Here is an 18,916-nt window from a genome sequence, read left to right as displayed (position 1 = left end):
ATATTGTTACCAGAAAAAAAACTGTCGGTAAATTTACCGACAGTTTTTCCCTATTCCAATACGAACGGGCTGCGTTGACGTTTATGGTGTCGTTTATCGATTATTCGTTCTTTTGTTTAGCTATGATTACTTCATCTATTTTGGATGCAATTAAGCCTGCACCCTCATCGACATTTGCTAAAACATGAACTTCCGCTTTAGATTCTGGATAATATGAAGATTGCATCACAACCCCAGGATCACTTCCCATGACAAAATATTTGAAAATCTCATTATTCCTTATCTCAATCCATACTCCATATCCATAATGAATAAACTCGCTGTCTTTTATATGAGGATGAAGCATTTTTTCGGTTAATTGTTTCGATAATAATCGATATCCCATCAAAGCATCCCAGAATTTCACGAAATCATGCACCGTCGTATAAGCCCCTCCATCAGGTCCGCCTACAATTGGTAATGAATATATATTGGTTTTCCAATGATCATCATTGCCCACATAACCAATTGCAGTCCGTTCAGGAAGCTGATCCATTCGAAAATATCCAGAATCATTCATTCCACAAACTTGGAAGATATGTTCTTGAACATAATCGTTAAAACTCAATCCAGTTAATTTTTCCACGATTAATCCAAGCACAATGAAGCCTGCGTTATTGTAAGAAAATTGGGTGCCTGGATCAAATTTCATGGGTCTATCCTGAAACATGGGGAGAAAACACTTTGGTGAAGTTATACTGTACATGGGCACTGTTTCCCAAAGACTTTCAAAGTCTGTCATGAATTCTTCATCGAAGTAATCGGGAATGCCTGAAGTGTGAGTGAGTAAATGATGCACAGTGATTCTCGGATCAAATTTATTTATATTCATTCCTAAGTCGCTTAATAAAGTGCTGAATTCTAAAAGCCCTTTATCAACTAGCTGACATATAGCGATTGCGGTAAATATCTTGCAGCCTGATGCTATACCAAATCTTGTATTCGTTGTATTTTTGATCTTATCACTACGATTTGCAAACCCATAGCTTTGTTCGAATTTTATTTCACTCTCAGTCCCAAATAAAATAGCACCAGAAAATTGAATTCGACCATGTTCTTCTTGGTTATGTTTCTTAACGATTTCATCAATTTTCATTTTTAATCACCTCTAATATTCTAATTTCAAGTGGTTGTGCTCGATCCGATTTCTATATAAGTTCAAGATTCGGACTTGTTCCTCGCTCAGATCTCTCGAATTCCAATACATATGCATCAAATTATATTCAAACATTTCTTTTAACTTCATAAACCGGGGTAATTTCATAAGCATCTCAGAAGAAAGGTCATTCTCCTCTTTATATCCATCTATTAACGCCTATGTAATGGATCGTTCATAATCTCTTATGTTCTCTCCCCCTGAGAACGAAAACTCCAGTGCAGAATAGATGGGAACGGCTAAATCGTATACATAAAAGTGTTTTTCACAATCTTGAAAATCAATCATTGTTAGTTTAGAGTTACTGTCTACGAGGACGTTTTCGAGCCACAGATCTCCGTGTATTAATCCATAATTTGAATTGTCCTGTGGTAGTTCCTTTATATCGTTTAAAACAACTTGTGCAATTTCCCGTATGGTTTTCTCTTTTGCTGGAATGTATTTGAGAAAATCATATTCTTCGGACTCGTACCAATGTTTGATTCCAGATTTCATATATTCTTTACTCACTCGATGCATTCTGCCTATTTGTTGTCCAAGATTTCTAAATACAGTTTTGTTCCATTTGGACCGTGGCAGATGGATTCCTGATGCAGCCTGAAATAAAACGACCCTCTTCTCTTCATCTAACATTATTTTTTCAATTAATGAATCATTTTTAGAGGCTACGATCATGGGTACGTTTATGCCTTGGCTATAAAGATAATTAGTCCAATTCACTTCTTCTAATTGTTCTTGATAAGTCTTATAATTCGTTATTCGAACAAAAAAGAGACCACTTATTGATTGACAACGGTACATTTCATTTGTTACTGCTTCTACATTATTAAAATGAATAGGATATGTTTTATTTAGAAATTGCAATATTCTTTCTTGCATATTGTCACCTCAAAATCGCTTGATATAATCAGTTATATTTGTATTGATGCACCTCCATTTGCTAGCTAAAAAACTGTGCCGATAACTCAATTCTATATAATGCCAATCCAAATGAATATGTTGAAAATAATTAATAACCATTTTCTACACCAAAAGGCTCGTCTGGCAAATGCAGGCGAGCCTTTTGGTTATTTTTTTGAGTATACAATTTTCTTTATACTATCGCACGATAACGAATATTGGATTGAAAGCTGCTCAATTGTTGTTCCCTGATGATATTTCTTATATATTTCATCATTACGACAGATAAGATAGTTTCTGTATCCGGAGTTTTCTCCCCATTTTTTTCGAACGCCTTTTTGTTTGGGGATATACAATAGTTCTCCTTGTACATACTTTTGTACTTCTTTAAGTAAATCTTCTGGAAGAGTTTCATTTGCTTTAATATATTTCATCGAGCTCCGCTCCTTAAAATAATATTTAAGGCAGCAAAACCTATATAAATAACATTAATGATCACTCATAACTATATAGGCTTTGCAAGTGGAGCTCTTAATATTTAACACAACAAATACATGTTACATCCCTCTTTTCATATTCAAGTTTACTTGTTTAGTAATTACATCAATATTGTAATACATTTATCCCTAATAAAAACAATCCTATACCAATTCCAAAAAAAATACTCCTAGCCAACCACCAAGGGAGAATACTAAAGAAGAATCCCATAAATAGTGCAAATATAGTTTTAACAATAGCTCCAAAAAACCAACCTAATACTGAGTCAGATGAGATATTAAACAGATTAGGTCTTACCGAATAATCTTCAGTCTGATGTACTTCTTTCGTGAGATAAAATCCGTAACCGATTGCCAACAAGAAAATAGCCAAAATACTATTGCAAAGAACCAACTCAAGAAACTCTGCTCCCCTCTAAGTTGCTTTCCAAGTATAGCATGGCAAATCTTCTCTGAACAATTATAGCCTAATTTATTGGCATAAAAATTGAAAAGCTGCTGCCTTGTCCGATCATAGAGGATACTTTGATGTATCCTCCTTGTTGAGCCACAATTTTACGTACGAGATAGAGTCCGATACCTACTCCTTCTGTCTGTTTGGCATTCTCGCTGCGATAGAATCTTTGGAAAATAGAGTTAATCTCCTGCTCCGTTATTCCCGCCCCATTATCCTTCACATCGATACGTGCGAACATTTCATATTTTTGAATTGTGATGTCGATCGTTCCATGTGCCTGTGTATATTTCACCGCATTATCAAGTAAATTTACAATCGCTTCCCCCGTCCACCTGACATCATGCTCCGTAATAATCGCTTGGTCAGAGTGGAACCTAAGTTCAATCTGTTTATCATTCGCTTTCGGAAATATTTGCTTAATGGCAGTAAGCACGGTTTTGTCTATTGGCTGATTCTCGATATTCAGCTTAATAATTCCTGATTCGAGCCGTGACATTTTAATCAAGCTTTCCATAAGCCAATTCAGATGGATTAGTTCATTTTGTACAATCTGAGTAAATTCACTCCGCTTGTCAGCAGATAAATTGGAATCAATAAGCATGTTGTAATACATATTTAAATTCGTAAGTGGTGTTTTGAGCTGATGGGAAATATCCGATATCAATGATTTAACAGATTCGCTATCCTCTAGATGCCTCTGATTCTGAGCCTGAAGCATGCGCGATAATTTAATAATCTGTGTCTGGATCTTAGAAAGCATCGTATCCTCCAACATGGAGAAAACCTGATGATCTTGCATATTCATAAAGGACTGGATCGTTTCAGACAATTTATTCAATACCATTGTCATCTGTTTGCGAATAGCCAAAGTATAACCAAGGAATAATGCTGCAATCAGTACGATAAACAAAATACTAATCAATAGGATCAGAGAATTGGCATTGGTTACGACAAGAAAGCTGATAAAGCTTCCACTTATCAGTACAAATATGACAAGTGCAGCGATCATGATTTTTGAAAAAGTCATTTTCATTATTCAATCGCCCCACGTGTAGCCAATTCCAAAAACTGTTTTTATGATGGCGGGATTTTTGGGATCATCCTCAAGCTTATTTCTGAGTCTTTTAATATTTACACGAAGGGTATTCTCATCAACAAAATTTCCATCCACATCCCACAGCTTCTCAAGAATCATTTGTCTGGTTAACACTTGTCCATTATTCTGCGCAAGTATAGCCATCAGTTTATATTCATTAGCCGTCAGTTTCACTTCTTGATCCTTTTTATAAACTTGCATTTTATCAAAATTAATCGCTAAATTAGCATAAGTATAAAGATTGTCGCTTTCATGGGTATGGCTTCTTCTTAAAATGGCTTCGATCCGCTTAGAAAGAACCAGCATACTAAACGGCTTCGCTATGTAATCATCTGCACCTAGACAGAATCCTTTTACCATATCCTGCTCCGTATCATTAGCGGTTAAGAACAGGATCGGTACTTGTGAGGACTTGCGAATTTCTTCACATAGCACTGTGCCGCTTTGATCTGGCAAATTAATGTCCAGGATGATGAGATCAATCTTGTGATTCGTGAAGGCTGACCAGCCCTCTTGATAGGAACAGGCTGATATCGTGTTATAGTTTTCCTGCTGAAGCATGAAGCTTAGGCCTTCGTTAATGAGTTGATCATCTTCCACGATTAGAATAGTGTTCATGCTCCCCCCCCTTATCCGCACTACTATCTTAACACATAGAAGAGGCATATCTGCATATGCCTCCTCCTGATTAATCGGATTCTCTTAAACGTTCAACGACGCTCAGTTTATTGGTCAAATTGTAAGCGATCAGTGGAACCGTCATACATACTGCGAATATAACAATGACTGCTATGATTAAAGGCAAAAATGGGAATGTATAGATCGCATACGTTGCCTCCATACTGAACAATTCGTAAGCGCCATAGCTGATTAAACTTCCTAAAGTGGCAATTAACACTGTTGAGATGACAGCATAGCCTGTGCCTTCAAGCAGCAGCATTTTTCTTAATTGTTTGCGAGTCATCCCGATGCTCTCCATTACTGCAAACTCAAGCTTTCTGACTCGAACGCTGGTATACATCGTATTGACGAAGTTAAGGATTCCGATAAAAGCTAGGATGAATGCAATTCCGCCACCTAAGATATAAAACGTTATTTTAGCAGATTCCATACTTTCTGCTGTCTCTAATCTGGACTCCATATAAAATTCATGATCGCCTTCAATCATTGTTTTAAGCTGTTCCAGAATCTCTGGCTGTTTGTCCTTTTCAGCCCGAATATTCAGCTTGTAAATGACGGGTTTCTCTATAATTTGTTTAAATGCTTCATGACTAATATAGATATTCGGTGCCATCATTGCACCTGGAGCTTGAAATGTCTGCTCGACGAATCCGCCAATTTCGAAGCTTCTATTCGGGTGTTCCGTTAGCCCGAAACGATCACCAAGCTTAAAGTTTTCTGCATCCGCGCCAAGCAAAGCAATTTCACCTTTATTGAAGCGATCCAGATCAATCGGGGTTTCTAGATCTTGGTTCAGCTCTTCCACATACTTTGTGTCAATTCCGCTCATCCTTGCACCAAACATGTCCTTCTCTTGAAGTAAAAACTCATCGCTAGGGCGTTCCGTTTTTGCCCTTTCGGCAAAATCATCAATATGCTTACCAAATATTTTGGGATCATATTTAATTTTCACATGGTCAGAGTACGTTTTTCTAACATCCGTAATACCATCCATTTGCTCGATCTTTTCAACCAAATCTTCTGTAATTTTGTCTCGGAATTCACCATTATACCCCAAAGACAACGTGTTGTTATACAGATCAAAATCATTGTCCAAATAGCTGCCTACAAAATTATCCGTGTCCATACTAAGTACAAGCGTGTTGACGGTCATAAAAGTCGTCATCCCTAGAAATAAGGAGAGGAACACGACAAAGGCACGTTTCTTTTCTCTGAAAATATTCCGGATCGCCATGCGGTTTAACTTAGATCCATAGCTCGTACGAGCGGTCTTGGCTTTCACGGTAGTCCCCGTATACCGAACCGCTTCAATTGGAGAGACTTTACCTGCCACACGTGCTGGCTTAATGCAACTGATCAGTGTGGTAATGAGTGCAAATATAGCAGCTCCAATAAAGATAAGCGGACTAAATGAAATTACTACATCGCCTGCCAAATCCGAAATGCCAAGTGCCATGGGAACCACGACAAATGATAAGAGCACACCCATTACGATTCCAATAGGTATACCAATTAAAGCTAATCTTAACCCTTGACCAATCACCATTCTTCTAATTTGTTTGGCCGTAGTACCGATTGTTTTAAGAAGTCCATAAAATCTCGTATCACGAGATACGGAAATATAGAATACATTATAAATTAATAAATATCCACTAAGCACAAGAAACAGAATGACGCCTATGTAGCCTGTAATTGTAGCCGTATCCGCCATTTTATTTTCTTCATAGAGTGGTACGATTTTAACTTTCTGCTCTGCACCTGGCTTGATGTCCTGTTCAAGACGCTCTACTAAAGCCGGTACGTCTTGGTCACTATTAAAAATGACATCTGCAACTCCGGAATCAACGGGATACCCTCCCATGGATTGAGCAAATGGAGTGGAAACAAATAGGCTCCCTATATTGCCCGAACGAATGTTCATATACTCAGTATACCAGCCGCTAAGAATGAAAGTTTCGGTTATTTCATCAGACTTTATACCAGCTTTATCAAGTGTATAGTAGGTCACAGGAATATCCATTCCAATCTTCGGATCGTCAATTCCCATTGCTTTCAAAATCCAGGTTGGAGCCAAAATCTCGTTCTTTGCCTCGGGGTATTTTCCCGTAATTTCATCTAAAATGGGTGAACGAAACTTTTTCCATTCATTCTGATCAAACCAGTGCAAACTTAACGAAATATCTCCCATCTGCGGTGTATTTACTACAAGAGCGACATTGGCACCAAGCCCAACCTCTTTGACATATTCCAACTGCTCAAGCTGCTCGATCTGCTCATCTGTCGGGAAAGTCAACGTTGCATGAGCCGTTGTCCCCATTATTTTCAATTGTTGATTTTCTATGGACTTTAAAAAACTCATTCCAATACTGAAAACAGACGTAATAAGCAGCGTTGTAAGTATGATAGCCAGAATGACAAACCGATTTCTGGTTTTATTATGATGCAAGCTTCGGCTCGTCAGTTTGGCAATAGCTTTCTTATTGTTGTTGGGGAACATCATGAGGCATGACCTCCGACTATTTTGCCGTCTTCGATCCGAATCATGCGATCTGCAAGCTGCGCAATTTCTTCATTATGTGTGATCATCACGGTTGTCTGATTAAACCTGCGGCTCGTCACCTGGAGCAGCCCAATAACCTCCTGGCTTGTTTTGCTATCCAAATTACCTGTCGGTTCATCAGCTAGAATAATAGAAGGTTTAGTAGCAAGCGCTCTAGCTATTGCAACTCGCTGCTGCTGCCCTCCAGATAAATTATTAGGAAGACTGTTAAGCTTGTCTAGAAGCCCTAATGTCTGAATGATATGTTCGATAAACTGTTTATCCACTTGATTACCATCCAGCTCAATCGGCAGAACAATATTTTCGTACACATTTAAAATTGGAACAAGATTATAGTTTTGAAACACAAAGCCAATATTTCTTCTTCTAAAAATCGTCAGCGCTTCATCATTCATCTGAAAGATATCATGATTTCCGACGAATACCTGTCCGCTTGTCGCTCTGTCGAGTCCGCCTAACATATGCAATAGGGTAGATTTTCCGCTGCCCGAAGTTCCAACGATCGCAACAAATTCGCCTTCATTGATCTCCAAATCAATCCCGTCAAGTGCTTTGACTTGATTCGCGTCTTTATTGTAGTATTTTTTGAGACTTACTGTTTTAAGTATGTTCATATCAGCATCTCCATCACTATATGTATTTGAATTTGATACATATCATTATAAAATCCGCTTCTTACAATCTTGTGACAGCAGCGAAGAAAAGGCGATTTTCTCGTCCAAACAACTAAAAAACCGCGTATCTACGCGGTCTCAATGTATATACGTTGTTGTCCTCCTATTGAATGTCTGTACCCTCTCGCTTTGTTGATAATAACGATTGTGATTTGTTCAGATTGAAATAAAATATTATCGTAAAAATGACTCCAAACAACAAATGGAATGCACCTGTAATTTGATTCACGGCTTGAATCCCAAGGAATTCGATGATGAAACCTGTAATGAGTGCGCCACCTTGAATAGCTACCGCGGTTAACGTTCCCCATAAACCAAATACCTTACCTCTCAAATAATCTGGCACTACATTTTGCATCGTAAATCGTTCAAATGGCGCTATGAGTGCGGAAAACAAACCAAAGAGAATTAGAAACCATATTCCTTGAATGATATTGGTTGAGAAACTAAACAAAATCCATGCTAATCCCGTAGCTCCATACAACAATCCGTATTTCCATTTCTTCTCAAAGATCAAATTTTTCTTGGCTACAATATAACCAACCAATACTGAAGTAATACCTTCCGATATGTATAACAAACTTAGATAGTATTCTCGTTCAGAGTAAATGACTGTACTGTATCTTTCTAACATCAGATTATAGCTGCCAATAATGATCCCTATAGTGATGGAGGATATTAATATCATTTTTACATATAGATTATTCTTAGCAAAAGCAAACCCCGAGGAAAGTTCTGCCCAAAAGTTTGAACGATGATTTCTCTCAATGCTGCCTTCATTCCAATGATGCCTTGCTATAAGAAAAGAAGAAAATAAACAAGATAAAGCAGTTAACAAATACGCAGTATGGATTCCGAAGAAAGAAACAATGACTCCTCCTACTGCGGCTCCACTCAGACGAACTGTACTTGTAATCATATAGCTATACGAATTAGCAACAACAAGATCTTCTTTTTGTACAATCTGGGGGATAACCACTTGTTTGGCAGTCGAGTTAAACGAGCTCAATAAACCTGTAAAAAACCTTGCAATAAAGAAAATAAAAATGGACAGATATTCTTCAGTAAAAGGGATGAATAAGAACAGTGAAAAAGATATAAACCTGAAGAAATCGGAAACAATAATACTTCTTTTCTTATTCCATCGATCTAAATAGACTCCTAGAAATGCATTGAAAATCAACGGAGATAAGCCACTAAGAGCCCATAGAACCCCTAATTCAATCCCTGAGCTTGTGATTTCACCTAACAAAAAAAGCATTGCTATGAAAGAGCTCCAGTTGAAAAAACTGGTCAAAATCGTTGTAATTTGTATGTCTCTGTATACAGGATATTTCCTCCATATTCCTGCAATAGATTGCTTGGATTTTTTCACCCTTTATTTTCCCCTATAAGTGTATTATAAAAATACCAGTTCCATTAATATAAACTCAGTCTCATTATCCTTATTGATGAAAGTATCTTTAGATATGAATCCTACCTTTTTATATAAAGAAATGGCCCTCTTATTAAATGCAGCTACACTTAGTCTGAATTTTCGAGGCTTATATTTTTTTCGTGCGAAGTCCAAACCTGCAATCAAAAAATCTCTTCCTTTTCCTTGCCCTGTAAGATCTGGCCTCAATCCCAATCCGATATCTAAAGCTGTTTGATCCAAATACATCCCTTGTCTGATACCAGCGGGTATTTTCGCATTTTTTCCAAAGCAGAAGAACCCAATCAGCTCATTCTCGAGGTTTTTGACTGAATAGTAGGAACCATCCATGAGTTCCTGAATATCCTCTAAATCATCTGACATATTATATATAGAATAAGGAGGGGCATAGTGCCACTTTACTATATTTTCAGCGTCTTCTAACCGCATCAAATGAAATATGTAAGAAATAGATTGTTTGTTATTCATCTAAAAGATTCCTTTCCCGTCATTATCTAAAAAAACTGTTATTTAATAATTAGATGTTAAATGTTAAATCACCTTCTACAGAAAATTTTTTTAAATATCTTTAAGCTACAAGAAAAAAAGCCGCATATTTGAATGAACTGCACCCCAATTGTTAGACACACTCTAACAGTTGGAGGTGCAGTTTTTTTATGACTAAATTTACGAAAGATAGTAAATTGGCGATAATTCAAGGGTATGACCCTGATCTTATATCGCAGACGGAATACGCAAATCAAATGGGCGTTACTAAGTCCCAATTCCAATATTGGTTGAAGCTCTATGAGATGCATGGTCAGTCAGCCTTTATTAACGGCTATACAAATTATCCGGCAAGCTTTAAACTGGACGTACTCAATCATATGGCTCAATCAGACGCTTCTCTCATGGATACCGCTGCTCTGTTCAACCTTCCGGACTTCTCCATGTTGTATTCCTGGCAGAAAAAGATGGAGACAGGCGGTCTAGAAGCCCTTGAGCCAAAAAAGAAGGGGCGTCCATCCATGAAGAAAGATTCCAATTCGTCTATCAAACGATCCGTAGTTGAAGGGTCTGACGAAGCACTTAAAGAACGTATCAAGCAGCTTGAAATGGAAAATGAGTATCTAAAAAAGTTGAATGCCTTAGTTCGAAACAAGGAAAAATCACCAAACAAGACAAAGCACAAGTCGTCTGGGAACTGAGGCATAAATATCCGGTGATGGCACTCGTACAGCTGGCTGGTATCCCGCGCAGCACCTATTACAACCTTATAGCACGTATAAATCAACCAGATTTGAATACCGATTTGGAAGCTGAAATTCAGTCAATTTACGCGGAACATGAGGGGCGTTACGGATATCGCCGTATTCGTGATGAACTGGTAACCCGTGGATGGAAAGTAAACCATAAGAAGGTTCAGCGGCTCATGAAAAAGCTAGGCATTAAATGCCTAGTCCGCATGAAAAAGTATAAGTCGTATAAAGGGACAGTGGGCAAGATTGCACCGAATCATCTGGACCGCCAGTTCACGGCGGAGGCGCCAAATGAGAAATGGGTGACGGACATCACGGAGTTTAAGTTGTTTGGAGAAAAGCTGTATCTATCGCCCATTTTGGACTTATTCAACGGGGAGATTATCACCTATACCATTGGTTCACGACCAACATATTCTCTGGTATCTGAAATGCTGGATGCAGGACTGAAGCGTCTACCGGAAGAGCACCATCTTCTTCTTCATTCAGATCAAGGATGGCATTACCAAATGAAGCCGTATCGCCATGCGCTTAAGTCGAGAGGCATTCTCCAGAGCATGTCACGAAAAGGGAATTGTTACGATAATGCCGTCATAGAGAATTTCTTCGGTATTCTCAAGTCGGAGTTTCTGTACTGTAAAGAGTTTGAAAATGTGGAACATTTCAAGAAAGAACTGAAAAAATATATTGAATACTACAATACTAAACGGTTGAAGGCAAAATTCAAAATGAGTCCGGTACAGTACCGAACTCATTTTGAGAAAGCTGCCTGATGAAATAACCGTGTCTAACTTTTGGGGGTCACTTCAATTATGCGACTTTTTAGTATTAGTTACTTCTTCGATGGTGCTTCCGTTTTATATTCAATAACTTGTAATACTTTTGGTTCTATAGCTTGTAATAGTTGTTCATACGAAAGATTGCTTTTAGGAACATCGCCATTTTCTTCACCTTGAATTTGTAAATCAACCTGTGTTTTTGCAATGACATCAATTACTTGCTGTTTAGAGACATTTTTAGATGCTGCAATTTCCACAACCGATTTACCTTTGGCTAATTCTTGTTTTAATTCGGTTGGGCTAAGTTTTAGTAAAGAAAATAGTTTGGCATCATTTAAATAAGCATCAGCAAAATAATCAGGCTTACCATTTGTAGTGAAGAAACCTTCTACTTTATTGTTGGAAGGCGCAGTTTCGCCTCCGATCAGAGAAACACTGATTGTATTGCCCTGAACAAATACCTGGTAGTACGGTGTTTCTGATCCCTTTTTGGTGTAATTCAACATCAATGTTTTTTGATCCGGGTTTTCCATTTGCTCCATATCAACCTCGTACTCTTCGATATGGCCATACATTTTATCAATGAGATCATCTACCTTCAACTTGATTTCCTGATCGGTTAAAGTAGTCAGTGGCTTTTCCTTCGGCTCCCAATTCTCTTGGATTATATGTTCAATCTCACCCGTAACACTATTAGCATGAAGGATGATCTTTTTGCCGATTCCTCCTTTTTCCTGCAGTATGATACTTGTTTGGACACCTTGAACGCTGCTTGCATCGATAATTTCAAAAGATTTCGTCTCGGGAAATGCACTGTACAGCTTTTCAAGTGTTGCTTTACCAACCTCATTCGCCTTGACTTGTCCAGTAGTCATCGGTGTTCTAGTAAGCATTTCAATCAGGGGAGGGGCCGCAAATGCCGCGGTTGGAATCATAATTGCAGCAGTAACGATCCCAATAATTAATCGTTTTTTCATGGTTATTCCACTCCTTTTTCGTTTCAAAAATTGAGAATAGGATTGCTCTATTCTTTCGGAAATAGCCGGAGGACACTCCGTCGTTTCTGCTTCTTTGTGCAGATGTTCACGGATTTTGCGTTCAATAGGCATTGATCCTTTCCATCCTTTCTGGGGGGAGATCCCGTAATTTTTTTCTAAGCACCTGAAGGCCAGCATGATATCTAGACTTGACTGTACCTAGCGGAATATCGAGCAATGTCGCAATCTCCTCAAGCGTATAGTCATGAAAAAAGCGGAGGATAATGACCGTTCGCTGCTTGTCGGTCAGTTTTTGGATTGCCTGTGATATCATTTGGCTCGTCTCATCCATCAACACAGCAGGTTGATCCCAATGAGACTCTTCCCGAGAGAAGGCACGGATGCGCTCAAAAATTCGAAACCTCCGCCAGCTTTTGACCCGAAATCTTTGCACTTGACGGATTACCAAGCCGTGTAACCAGAAGTGGAACGGTCGATTTGAATCATAATTAGCAATCGAGGTCCACATTTGCATGTAGATCTCATTCATGATATCTTCCCGATCCTGCTGGTGATCCACCAGAAAGGAGACTGTCCGGTAAACGTCCTGATAGGTGGCTTCATACAACGTATGAAACGCCTGTTGATTACCATCTTTCATTTTTGTGAGCAGTTGGTACATAGATTCACTTTCCATTCAGAGGGCCCTCCTGTGTAAGCAGCTTACACCCTATATTGTCTCTTTATCCAAAAAAGGTTCGGTTTTAAATCAAAAAGAATTCCATTATTTTTTGCAGAATCTCAAGGCCATGAATGTAAAAAGGTCGTTGGCATAATCGCCAAGGACCTTTTTCTCTTAGTTCCAACTAAATTATACATCTTCGGCCTCCATAAGGTCGTTGAATCCTACGATGTCTTCATCGAGACAATTCACCAACACGCCATAAGGCTTGAACATGTCCAGATTCCCCTCACTGAACAAAATGGCGAAGTCCATCCTTTTCTCGTCATTACTTATACCTTTCGTAGTCGATTATCTATGATACTATATTTGTTTTAAAAAATAGTTGGTACCATTCCCCCATCCATGCGGATTGGAGCTCCTTTAAATGCGGATGCATAAGGACTACATACAAACGCAACTAGTCTGCCTATTTCCATGGGCCTGATAAATCGCTGTATCTCAGATTGCGGGAGGTTTGTGGTCATAAATGCCTTCTCCTTTTCGGAAAAAGTCATATTCTCATTAGGGTACATCCCCTCAATGATCTGACGCACATTTTCAGATAGCGTTGGTCCTGGCAAGATCGTATTGACGGTGACTTCTGTTCCTATGGTTAATTTAGACAAGCTTTTTGACAAGGACAGCAGCATTGATTTGGTCATTGCATATGCAGGCATGAGTCCTGAAGGCATCATGGCTTCTTCACTCGCAATAAAAATTAAGCGGCCGTAATTCGTTTTCAGCATTTGAGGCAAATAAAATTTAGATAGGCTATTTGCAGCAAGAACGTTAGTACGAAAATATGTTTCCCACATTTCATCATCGATGTCCTCATATTGCATGATTTCATAAACACCCATGTTATTAATCAAAATATCAATAGCGGGGTATTGTTGGAACAAAGCTTCTCTCTGCTTCTTATCCACGATATCGGCTGCAGCATTTTGAAGAGAAAATTCCGGGAAGTTGGCCTTCATTTCATCTATGGTTCGTTCTACCTCTTCATTATTTCGTCCATTAATGAGGACATGAACACCTTCTTTGGCAAGTTCAATGGCGATTGCTTTACCGATTCCTTTTGTTGACCCAGTGACTAAAGCTGTTTTGTGATTTAATCCCATATCCATAATACAATACACTTCTCCTTTGTTTCTTTCTGCTTCGGATCGTGTTTATATTACCTGGTTTGAATGGTTCGGTAACTAGCAGGCAGCGCCAAGATACTTACTTCACACGCCAATTGGAAGGAGTTTCACCCTCCCAAAGGCGAAAGGCGCGATAGAACGAGCTCTCGTCCTTATATCCAATCAAAAAAGCCACTTCTTTAATATCTAGCGAGGGATCTGCCAAGTATTCCCGGGCTTGTTCATGTCTGGCTTGTGATAACAGATGCTTGAAGCTCGTGTTTTCTTCAGTAAGCCGACGCTGCAAGGTTCGATCGCTCATGCCCAGTTGCTTTGCGACTGCTTCGATGTTGGGGCCTCCCCCAGTGAGGCTGCATTTCATGATCCATTTGACCATCTCGGCTAATGAGCGGCTGCGCTGCTGCTCGTCAAGTGATCGGTCTAGAACGGGGGTCAGGATCTCCAGCAATTCTTCATTATATGAATCGAAGGGACGATCCAAATCTCTTCGGTGCAGCGTTAGCCTGTTACAGCTTGCCCCCATCCGGATACGGCAGCCAAAATAAGCTTCCAGAGCCTGTACATCGCCCATGGGTTGCGAAAACTCAACGCACCGCGCTCTCAAAGGTTGACCTGTACCTCGGCGCCCAAGCTCTAATAGACTTGCCAGCGTAATACCAACCAGCATTGGCGGACCAGGTTTCTCCGTATGCAGCCATTCCAGCTCGATCAAACAGTCCTCCCCTTTTTCAGTGATACGTAAGCCTTCGGGGGGACATAGTTGTTTGTACTGAACCATTCGATTTAGAGCATCTCGGTAGTTGCGAGCGTGATAAGTTGCTAACATGGTCGGTGGGTACTTTGCTGTTTCAAAGACGGTCGCAAGCTTGATCATGCCAGTGGCAATGTCACCCATCATATCGGAGTATGCCTGCCATATCGAAAAATATTGAGTGGTGCTGACGACAGATTCCGAAATAACGCTAAGCGGTAATTGTGCTTTTTGAGCTATTTCATAGGCGTCTATCCCTAATTGATGTAATCCTTCCCAAAATCCTAGCGGGATCTTAATGCGGTCTGCGGGATGCGACTTCATGCTAAAGGGCCTCCCTTACCTTTGTTATATATTTTTATATAACGGGAATTTTCACTGATCTATTGTATTCTATGTGACAAAACTGATATCGTAAATAATAACTTTGTCGAACGTCTGAAGAAAGAGCGCAAAAAGTTCATAAAAGAGCTAGAAGTAAATAAAAATGCTTTTTCTCCATCTATCACTCAGTTGCTACTAGATACTAAGGATAAGTGGTCACTTGAGATAGACATGTTAGAAAGAGAAACCTCAGATCAGCAAAAAACAAACTAAGCTAGCGGGCATCCAGCCTTAATTCTGTTCTTTGGTGCTCCATTACTTGCTTTAAGCTCCAGAAAAAATCCCCCTTCTATATGAACAAAAGAGCTTGAACTCACGGTCATAAGTTCAAGCTCTTTCTCTAATACAATCACAACCGCATCGTCCAAAGGGACTCAGCGATCCTTATAGCGATAAACCTGGTATGCTTCCAAACCAACGGCACGGCCCTGGCAACTCTTCAGTTATAATAATAAATAAATGGATATCCACTTAATACATATATTATATCTTCTTATAGACTTCACGCCATCATTCTGAACCAGCTTAATGATACGGCTCCTCTTAAGATTAGGTACACATCACGTCGGCCAGATGCGGCCGTCAGTCCAAATGAAAAACTCCTCCAGTTTTGCTTACCACCGGCCGGAATCACACATCTGCCAGCGAGCGGACCATCTGGTTCGTCCAACCGAACTTCGATGATTGCCTCCTCTGTGTTGGCGGCCCTAAGTTCAATCCCGAAGATGCCCTCGCCAAGCTCCGCATCTCGGAACGCAAGCCATCCTGCCTCACCGCTTACGATCGCCGCACTCCCTCCCTTGGTGCATTCACCTAGAAAGATGCCTTCGTAAGCGTCGTAGTTGGCGGCCCGTGTCACCCGTTTCAAGTTACGCGGAGGTATAGTCTCGCCGACGACCATGAGGCGACCTTCCAGGCGTAAATCATTGGAAGACGAGCCGATCAGGACGGTGTACTCGCCGCTTTCAATGCAGAATCGCTCGCGCGTCACATCCCAGATGCTGAGCGATTCGAGCGGCAGGCGGAACGTTACGTCTGCCGTTTCGCCGGGCATCAGCGCAATCCGCTGGAAATCTGCCAGCTGCAGACGCGGGCGCTTCACGCGGGAGTCCCCCAACCTAACGTAGAGTTGCACGACTTCTTCGCCAGCCCGTTCGCTTATGTTAGTGACACGGCAAGACAGTTCGACAGCCGTATCTCTTCCAGCTTCCACCTGGCTTGCGGACAGCCGCAGGTCCTCGTACCGAAAGTCGCTGTATGAAAGTCCGTGTCCGAACGGATATAAAGGCTCGCCCTCAAAATATTGGTACGTTCGGCCCCCTTGAATGATGTCGTAATCCATAAAGGCCGGCAGCTGATCACTGGACTTGTACCAGGTCATGTTCACACGACCTGCCGGATTAATTTCACCGAACAGTATATCCGCAACGGCACGACCAAGCTCCTGCCCAGCATGGGATGTATACAGAATAGCCGGTACGTGTTCCTCTAAAGCGTTCAAGGCGAACGGGTAACTGCCAACGACAACCACGACGGTATTGGGATTGGCTTTGAGTACCTCCAGGACTAATTTTTCCTGTGCAGCGGCCAATGTAATATCAGGCCGATCTATCGTCTCTTTGCCGTTGATCAGCGGATGGTTGCCGACAAACACGATCGCCGCATCTGCATCGCTTGCCGCTTGGACGGCCGCATCCACACCGTTTGTCACGCAGTCGAGTGCAAACGATTCGGCTGGAGTTTCAAGCGAGATACGGCCCACTTCCGCTGCCCCGCCTACATTAATCGTATTGGCGGTTTCAGCAGCGCATCCGTCGCCAACAAACAGCGCTCCCGTTTCATCATCAATGGTCACCGGTGTATCGTTCCAAGTCGAGATGGATGAGAGCGATGGATTGGAATCGACTTGTCGAATCTTAAACACTTCCTTCGTAAACCATTCCCAGATCCGATCGGCCGATGCCTGCACGGTCTTATCGTCCGTCGTTAGATAACCGCCATTGCGCTCCGCGATCAGCGTGTGGCTTCCCCAGCCCCAATCTGTTACCTCAAACACGTCACCGTCTTCTGCCGTATCAGCGGTAGCGGTCAGCGTCGCCCTGTCATCATCACCGATTCGAACATAGCGCCCGTTGCGGACTGATTTCAGACGAATACGGTCGTTACCCCCGGAGTATATCGTCTGTGCACCGACTCCGGCAGCCGCAAGCCGATCCCGGATCCCCTGCAGCGGAGTGATGGAATAAGGCATGGTACCGCTGTACCAATCGCTGTAAACGATATCAGCGAGCGGTCCAATTACAGCGACCTTGCTCAGCTTGTCCGCCTGAAGCGGCAGTACGCCGTCATCATTTTTGAGCAATACAACGGCCTTTTGGGCAGCCTCTCGCGCCAGCTCTGCGTGTGCCGGCTTGAGGATCGCGGTTTCGTCCAGTACGGCATATGGATTCCGATCGACAGGGTCGAACTCCCCGAGCCGAAACCGGACGCGGAAAGTGTTGCGCAGTGCGATATCGAGGTCGTTTTCTGTCAAAAGCCCGTCAGCGAGTGCCAAGCGAATCGCCTCTGTCACCACGTCAGCTTCATCCGTAATGCTATCGATGCCGCCCTCACGGATCGACCGTGCCACAGCCTCCTGCAATGTCTCCACATAATGATGATCCCGCACGGTTCCCGTGACGTCGAATGCGTCGCTGACTACAAAGCCGTTCATTCCCCACTCGTGCTTGACGATGTCAATCACATCACGGCTAAGGTTCGCCGGCACACCGTTTATCGCGTTATACGCTGTCATCATCGACATGGCGCCGCCTTCCTTAAACGGAATTTCAAACGCCTTTAGGTAATATTCGCGCAGATTTCGCGGATCAAGGCTGACGGAAGCTTCTCCCCTGTCCACTTCGTTGTTGTTGCCGATAAAATGCTTCAGCGTCGCAACCGCTTTCATGTAGAACGGATGATCGCCTTGAATGCCTTGCGTCAATGCCGCTGTCAGTTTGCCAGCAAGCACAGGATCTTCCCCATAGGCTTCTTCTGTCCGACCCCAGCGCGGGTCTCGCTCCATATCGACTGTTGGGGCCCACAGTGTCAGACCATTCTGTGTCGGGTTTCGCTTATAAAACCCTCGCGCTTCGTCACCGATTGCACTGCCGATCCGTTTCAAAAGTTCTTTATCCCACGTGCAGGCCAAGCCAATTGGCTGCGGGTAGCTTGTAGCCTCTCCAAGCCATGATATGCCATGAGCAGCTTCCGTACCATGCTTATATGCTGAAATGCCAAGCCGCTCGACGGCGATTTGATACTGTGGCATCAAACCGATTTTTTCATCCAGCGTCAGGCGCGATATCAAATCATTAATGCGGTCCTCGAGCGGTAGATCGGGGTTACGGTACGGGTATGTCATGATGTCAGCCGCCATTGTAT

Annotated in this window: 15 protein-coding genes and 1 pseudogene; 1 reads left to right on the top strand and 15 read right to left on the bottom strand. The window is 41.6% G+C overall.

Going from position 1 to position 18,916, the window contains the following annotated elements; all coding sequences use genetic code 11:
• Nucleotides 1-100: 100 nt before the first annotated feature.
• The 9 genes and pseudogenes from C8268_RS10150 to C8268_RS10105 form a co-directional block, all read right to left on the bottom strand.
• Nucleotides 101-1,135: a serine hydrolase domain-containing protein gene (locus C8268_RS10150; RefSeq protein WP_106767551.1), complete on the bottom strand. Its 1,035-nt coding sequence runs from the start codon at nucleotides 1,133-1,135 to the stop codon at nucleotides 101-103.
• A gap of 12 nt (nucleotides 1,136-1,147) precedes the next feature.
• Nucleotides 1,148-2,074 (bottom strand): annotated as a pseudogene (locus C8268_RS10145) (phosphotransferase enzyme family protein).
• A 188-nt stretch (nucleotides 2,075-2,262) separates the two neighbouring features.
• The gene (locus C8268_RS10140) at nucleotides 2,263-2,529 is read right to left on the bottom strand and encodes a CD3324 family protein (protein WP_106767550.1); all 267 of its coding nucleotides are present in this window, start codon (nucleotides 2,527-2,529) and stop codon (nucleotides 2,263-2,265) included.
• 530 nt (nucleotides 2,530-3,059) lie between these two features.
• Nucleotides 3,060-4,082, bottom strand: coding sequence for a sensor histidine kinase (locus C8268_RS10130; RefSeq protein ID WP_106767548.1), 1,023 nt, complete (start codon nucleotides 4,080-4,082; stop codon nucleotides 3,060-3,062).
• A 3-nt stretch (nucleotides 4,083-4,085) separates the two neighbouring features.
• Nucleotides 4,086-4,763 carry a response regulator transcription factor gene (locus tag C8268_RS10125; protein ID WP_106767547.1) on the bottom strand — a complete coding sequence of 226 codons (678 nt, stop codon included), beginning with the start codon at nucleotides 4,761-4,763 and terminating at the stop codon, nucleotides 4,086-4,088.
• A 70-nt stretch (nucleotides 4,764-4,833) separates the two neighbouring features.
• Entirely contained in the window at nucleotides 4,834-7,326 is a 2,493-nt protein-coding gene (locus tag C8268_RS10120) for an ABC transporter permease (RefSeq protein WP_106767546.1), read from the bottom strand.
• Nucleotides 7,323-8,000 carry an ABC transporter ATP-binding protein gene (locus C8268_RS10115; protein WP_106767545.1) on the bottom strand — a complete coding sequence of 226 codons (678 nt, stop codon included), beginning with the start codon at nucleotides 7,998-8,000 and terminating at the stop codon, nucleotides 7,323-7,325. Before C8268_RS10115 ends, C8268_RS10120 begins: the two co-directional genes overlap by 4 nt.
• A 163-nt stretch (nucleotides 8,001-8,163) precedes the next feature.
• Complete coding sequence (locus tag C8268_RS10110) at nucleotides 8,164-9,435, bottom strand: MFS transporter (RefSeq protein ID WP_106767544.1); 1,272 nt, start codon at nucleotides 9,433-9,435, stop codon at nucleotides 8,164-8,166.
• Between the two features lie 24 nt (nucleotides 9,436-9,459).
• On the bottom strand, nucleotides 9,460-9,963 hold the full coding sequence (locus C8268_RS10105; protein ID WP_106767543.1) for a GNAT family N-acetyltransferase: 504 nt from the start codon (nucleotides 9,961-9,963) through the stop codon (nucleotides 9,460-9,462).
• Between the two features lie 188 nt (nucleotides 9,964-10,151).
• Here C8268_RS10105 and C8268_RS10100 point away from each other — a divergent pair.
• A protein-coding gene (locus C8268_RS10100) for an IS3 family transposase (RefSeq protein ID WP_106765786.1) occupies nucleotides 10,152-11,506 on the top strand; the annotation gives its coding sequence in 2 pieces (ribosomal slippage) (nucleotides 10,152-10,605 and nucleotides 10,605-11,506; 1,356 coding nt in all).
• A 59-nt stretch (nucleotides 11,507-11,565) separates the two neighbouring features.
• Here the strand turns inward: C8268_RS10100 and C8268_RS10095 are convergent.
• From C8268_RS10095 to C8268_RS10075, 6 genes are all read right to left on the bottom strand, one after another.
• Complete coding sequence (locus tag C8268_RS10095) at nucleotides 11,566-12,621, bottom strand: hypothetical protein (RefSeq protein ID WP_199794835.1); 1,056 nt, start codon at nucleotides 12,619-12,621, stop codon at nucleotides 11,566-11,568.
• Nucleotides 12,611-13,186, bottom strand: coding sequence for a sigma-70 family RNA polymerase sigma factor (locus C8268_RS10090; RefSeq protein ID WP_106767542.1), 576 nt, complete (start codon nucleotides 13,184-13,186; stop codon nucleotides 12,611-12,613). The genes C8268_RS10095 and C8268_RS10090 overlap by 11 nt, the downstream gene beginning before the upstream one ends.
• Nucleotides 13,187-13,360: 174 nt before the next feature.
• The gene (locus C8268_RS23320; RefSeq protein ID WP_272939326.1) at nucleotides 13,361-13,486 is read right to left on the bottom strand and encodes a hypothetical protein; all 126 of its coding nucleotides are present in this window, start codon (nucleotides 13,484-13,486) and stop codon (nucleotides 13,361-13,363) included.
• A gap of 59 nt (nucleotides 13,487-13,545) precedes the next feature.
• On the bottom strand, nucleotides 13,546-14,340 hold the full coding sequence (locus C8268_RS10085) for an SDR family NAD(P)-dependent oxidoreductase (protein ID WP_106767541.1): 795 nt from the start codon (nucleotides 14,338-14,340) through the stop codon (nucleotides 13,546-13,548).
• Between the two features lie 97 nt (nucleotides 14,341-14,437).
• Nucleotides 14,438-15,433 carry a helix-turn-helix transcriptional regulator gene (locus C8268_RS10080; protein WP_106767540.1) on the bottom strand — a complete coding sequence of 332 codons (996 nt, stop codon included), beginning with the start codon at nucleotides 15,431-15,433 and terminating at the stop codon, nucleotides 14,438-14,440.
• 562 nt (nucleotides 15,434-15,995) lie between these two features.
• Nucleotides 15,996-18,911, bottom strand: coding sequence for a glycoside hydrolase family 3 protein (locus C8268_RS10075; protein ID WP_234032742.1), 2,916 nt, complete (start codon nucleotides 18,909-18,911; stop codon nucleotides 15,996-15,998).
• Nucleotides 18,912-18,916: the final 5 nt, after the last annotated feature.

The organism is Paenibacillus faecalis (assembly GCF_900289175.1).
Lineage (GTDB): Bacteria > Bacillota > Bacilli > Paenibacillales > Paenibacillaceae > Paenibacillus_AQ > Paenibacillus_AQ faecalis.
The sequence above is the reverse complement of the archived record's forward strand: the minus strand, read 5'-3'. Positions and strand labels throughout refer to the sequence as shown.

Coding starts and splice junctions, on each gene's coding strand:
- C8268_RS10105 (WP_106767543.1), bottom strand. CDS start 9,963: ATGAATAACAAACAATCTATTTCTTACATATTTCATTTGATGCGGTTA.
- C8268_RS10150 (WP_106767551.1), bottom strand. CDS start 1,135: ATGAAAATTGATGAAATCGTTAAGAAACATAACCAAGAAGAACATGGT.
- C8268_RS10085 (WP_106767541.1), bottom strand. CDS start 14,340: ATGGATATGGGATTAAATCACAAAACAGCTTTAGTCACTGGGTCAACA.
- C8268_RS10115 (WP_106767545.1), bottom strand. CDS start 8,000: ATGAACATACTTAAAACAGTAAGTCTCAAAAAATACTACAATAAAGAC.
- C8268_RS23320 (WP_272939326.1), bottom strand. CDS start 13,486: ATGGACTTCGCCATTTTGTTCAGTGAGGGGAATCTGGACATGTTCAAG.
- C8268_RS10095 (WP_199794835.1), bottom strand. CDS start 12,621: ATGCCTATTGAACGCAAAATCCGTGAACATCTGCACAAAGAAGCAGAA.
- C8268_RS10130 (WP_106767548.1), bottom strand. CDS start 4,082: ATGAAAATGACTTTTTCAAAAATCATGATCGCTGCACTTGTCATATTT.
- C8268_RS10125 (WP_106767547.1), bottom strand. CDS start 4,763: ATGAACACTATTCTAATCGTGGAAGATGATCAACTCATTAACGAAGGC.
- C8268_RS10120 (WP_106767546.1), bottom strand. CDS start 7,326: ATGATGTTCCCCAACAACAATAAGAAAGCTATTGCCAAACTGACGAGC.
- C8268_RS10090 (WP_106767542.1), bottom strand. CDS start 13,186: ATGGAAAGTGAATCTATGTACCAACTGCTCACAAAAATGAAAGATGGT.
- C8268_RS10075 (WP_234032742.1), bottom strand. CDS start 18,911: ATGGCGGCTGACATCATGACATACCCGTACCGTAACCCCGATCTACCG.
- C8268_RS10140 (WP_106767550.1), bottom strand. CDS start 2,529: ATGAAATATATTAAAGCAAATGAAACTCTTCCAGAAGATTTACTTAAA.
- C8268_RS10080 (WP_106767540.1), bottom strand. CDS start 15,433: ATGAAGTCGCATCCCGCAGACCGCATTAAGATCCCGCTAGGATTTTGG.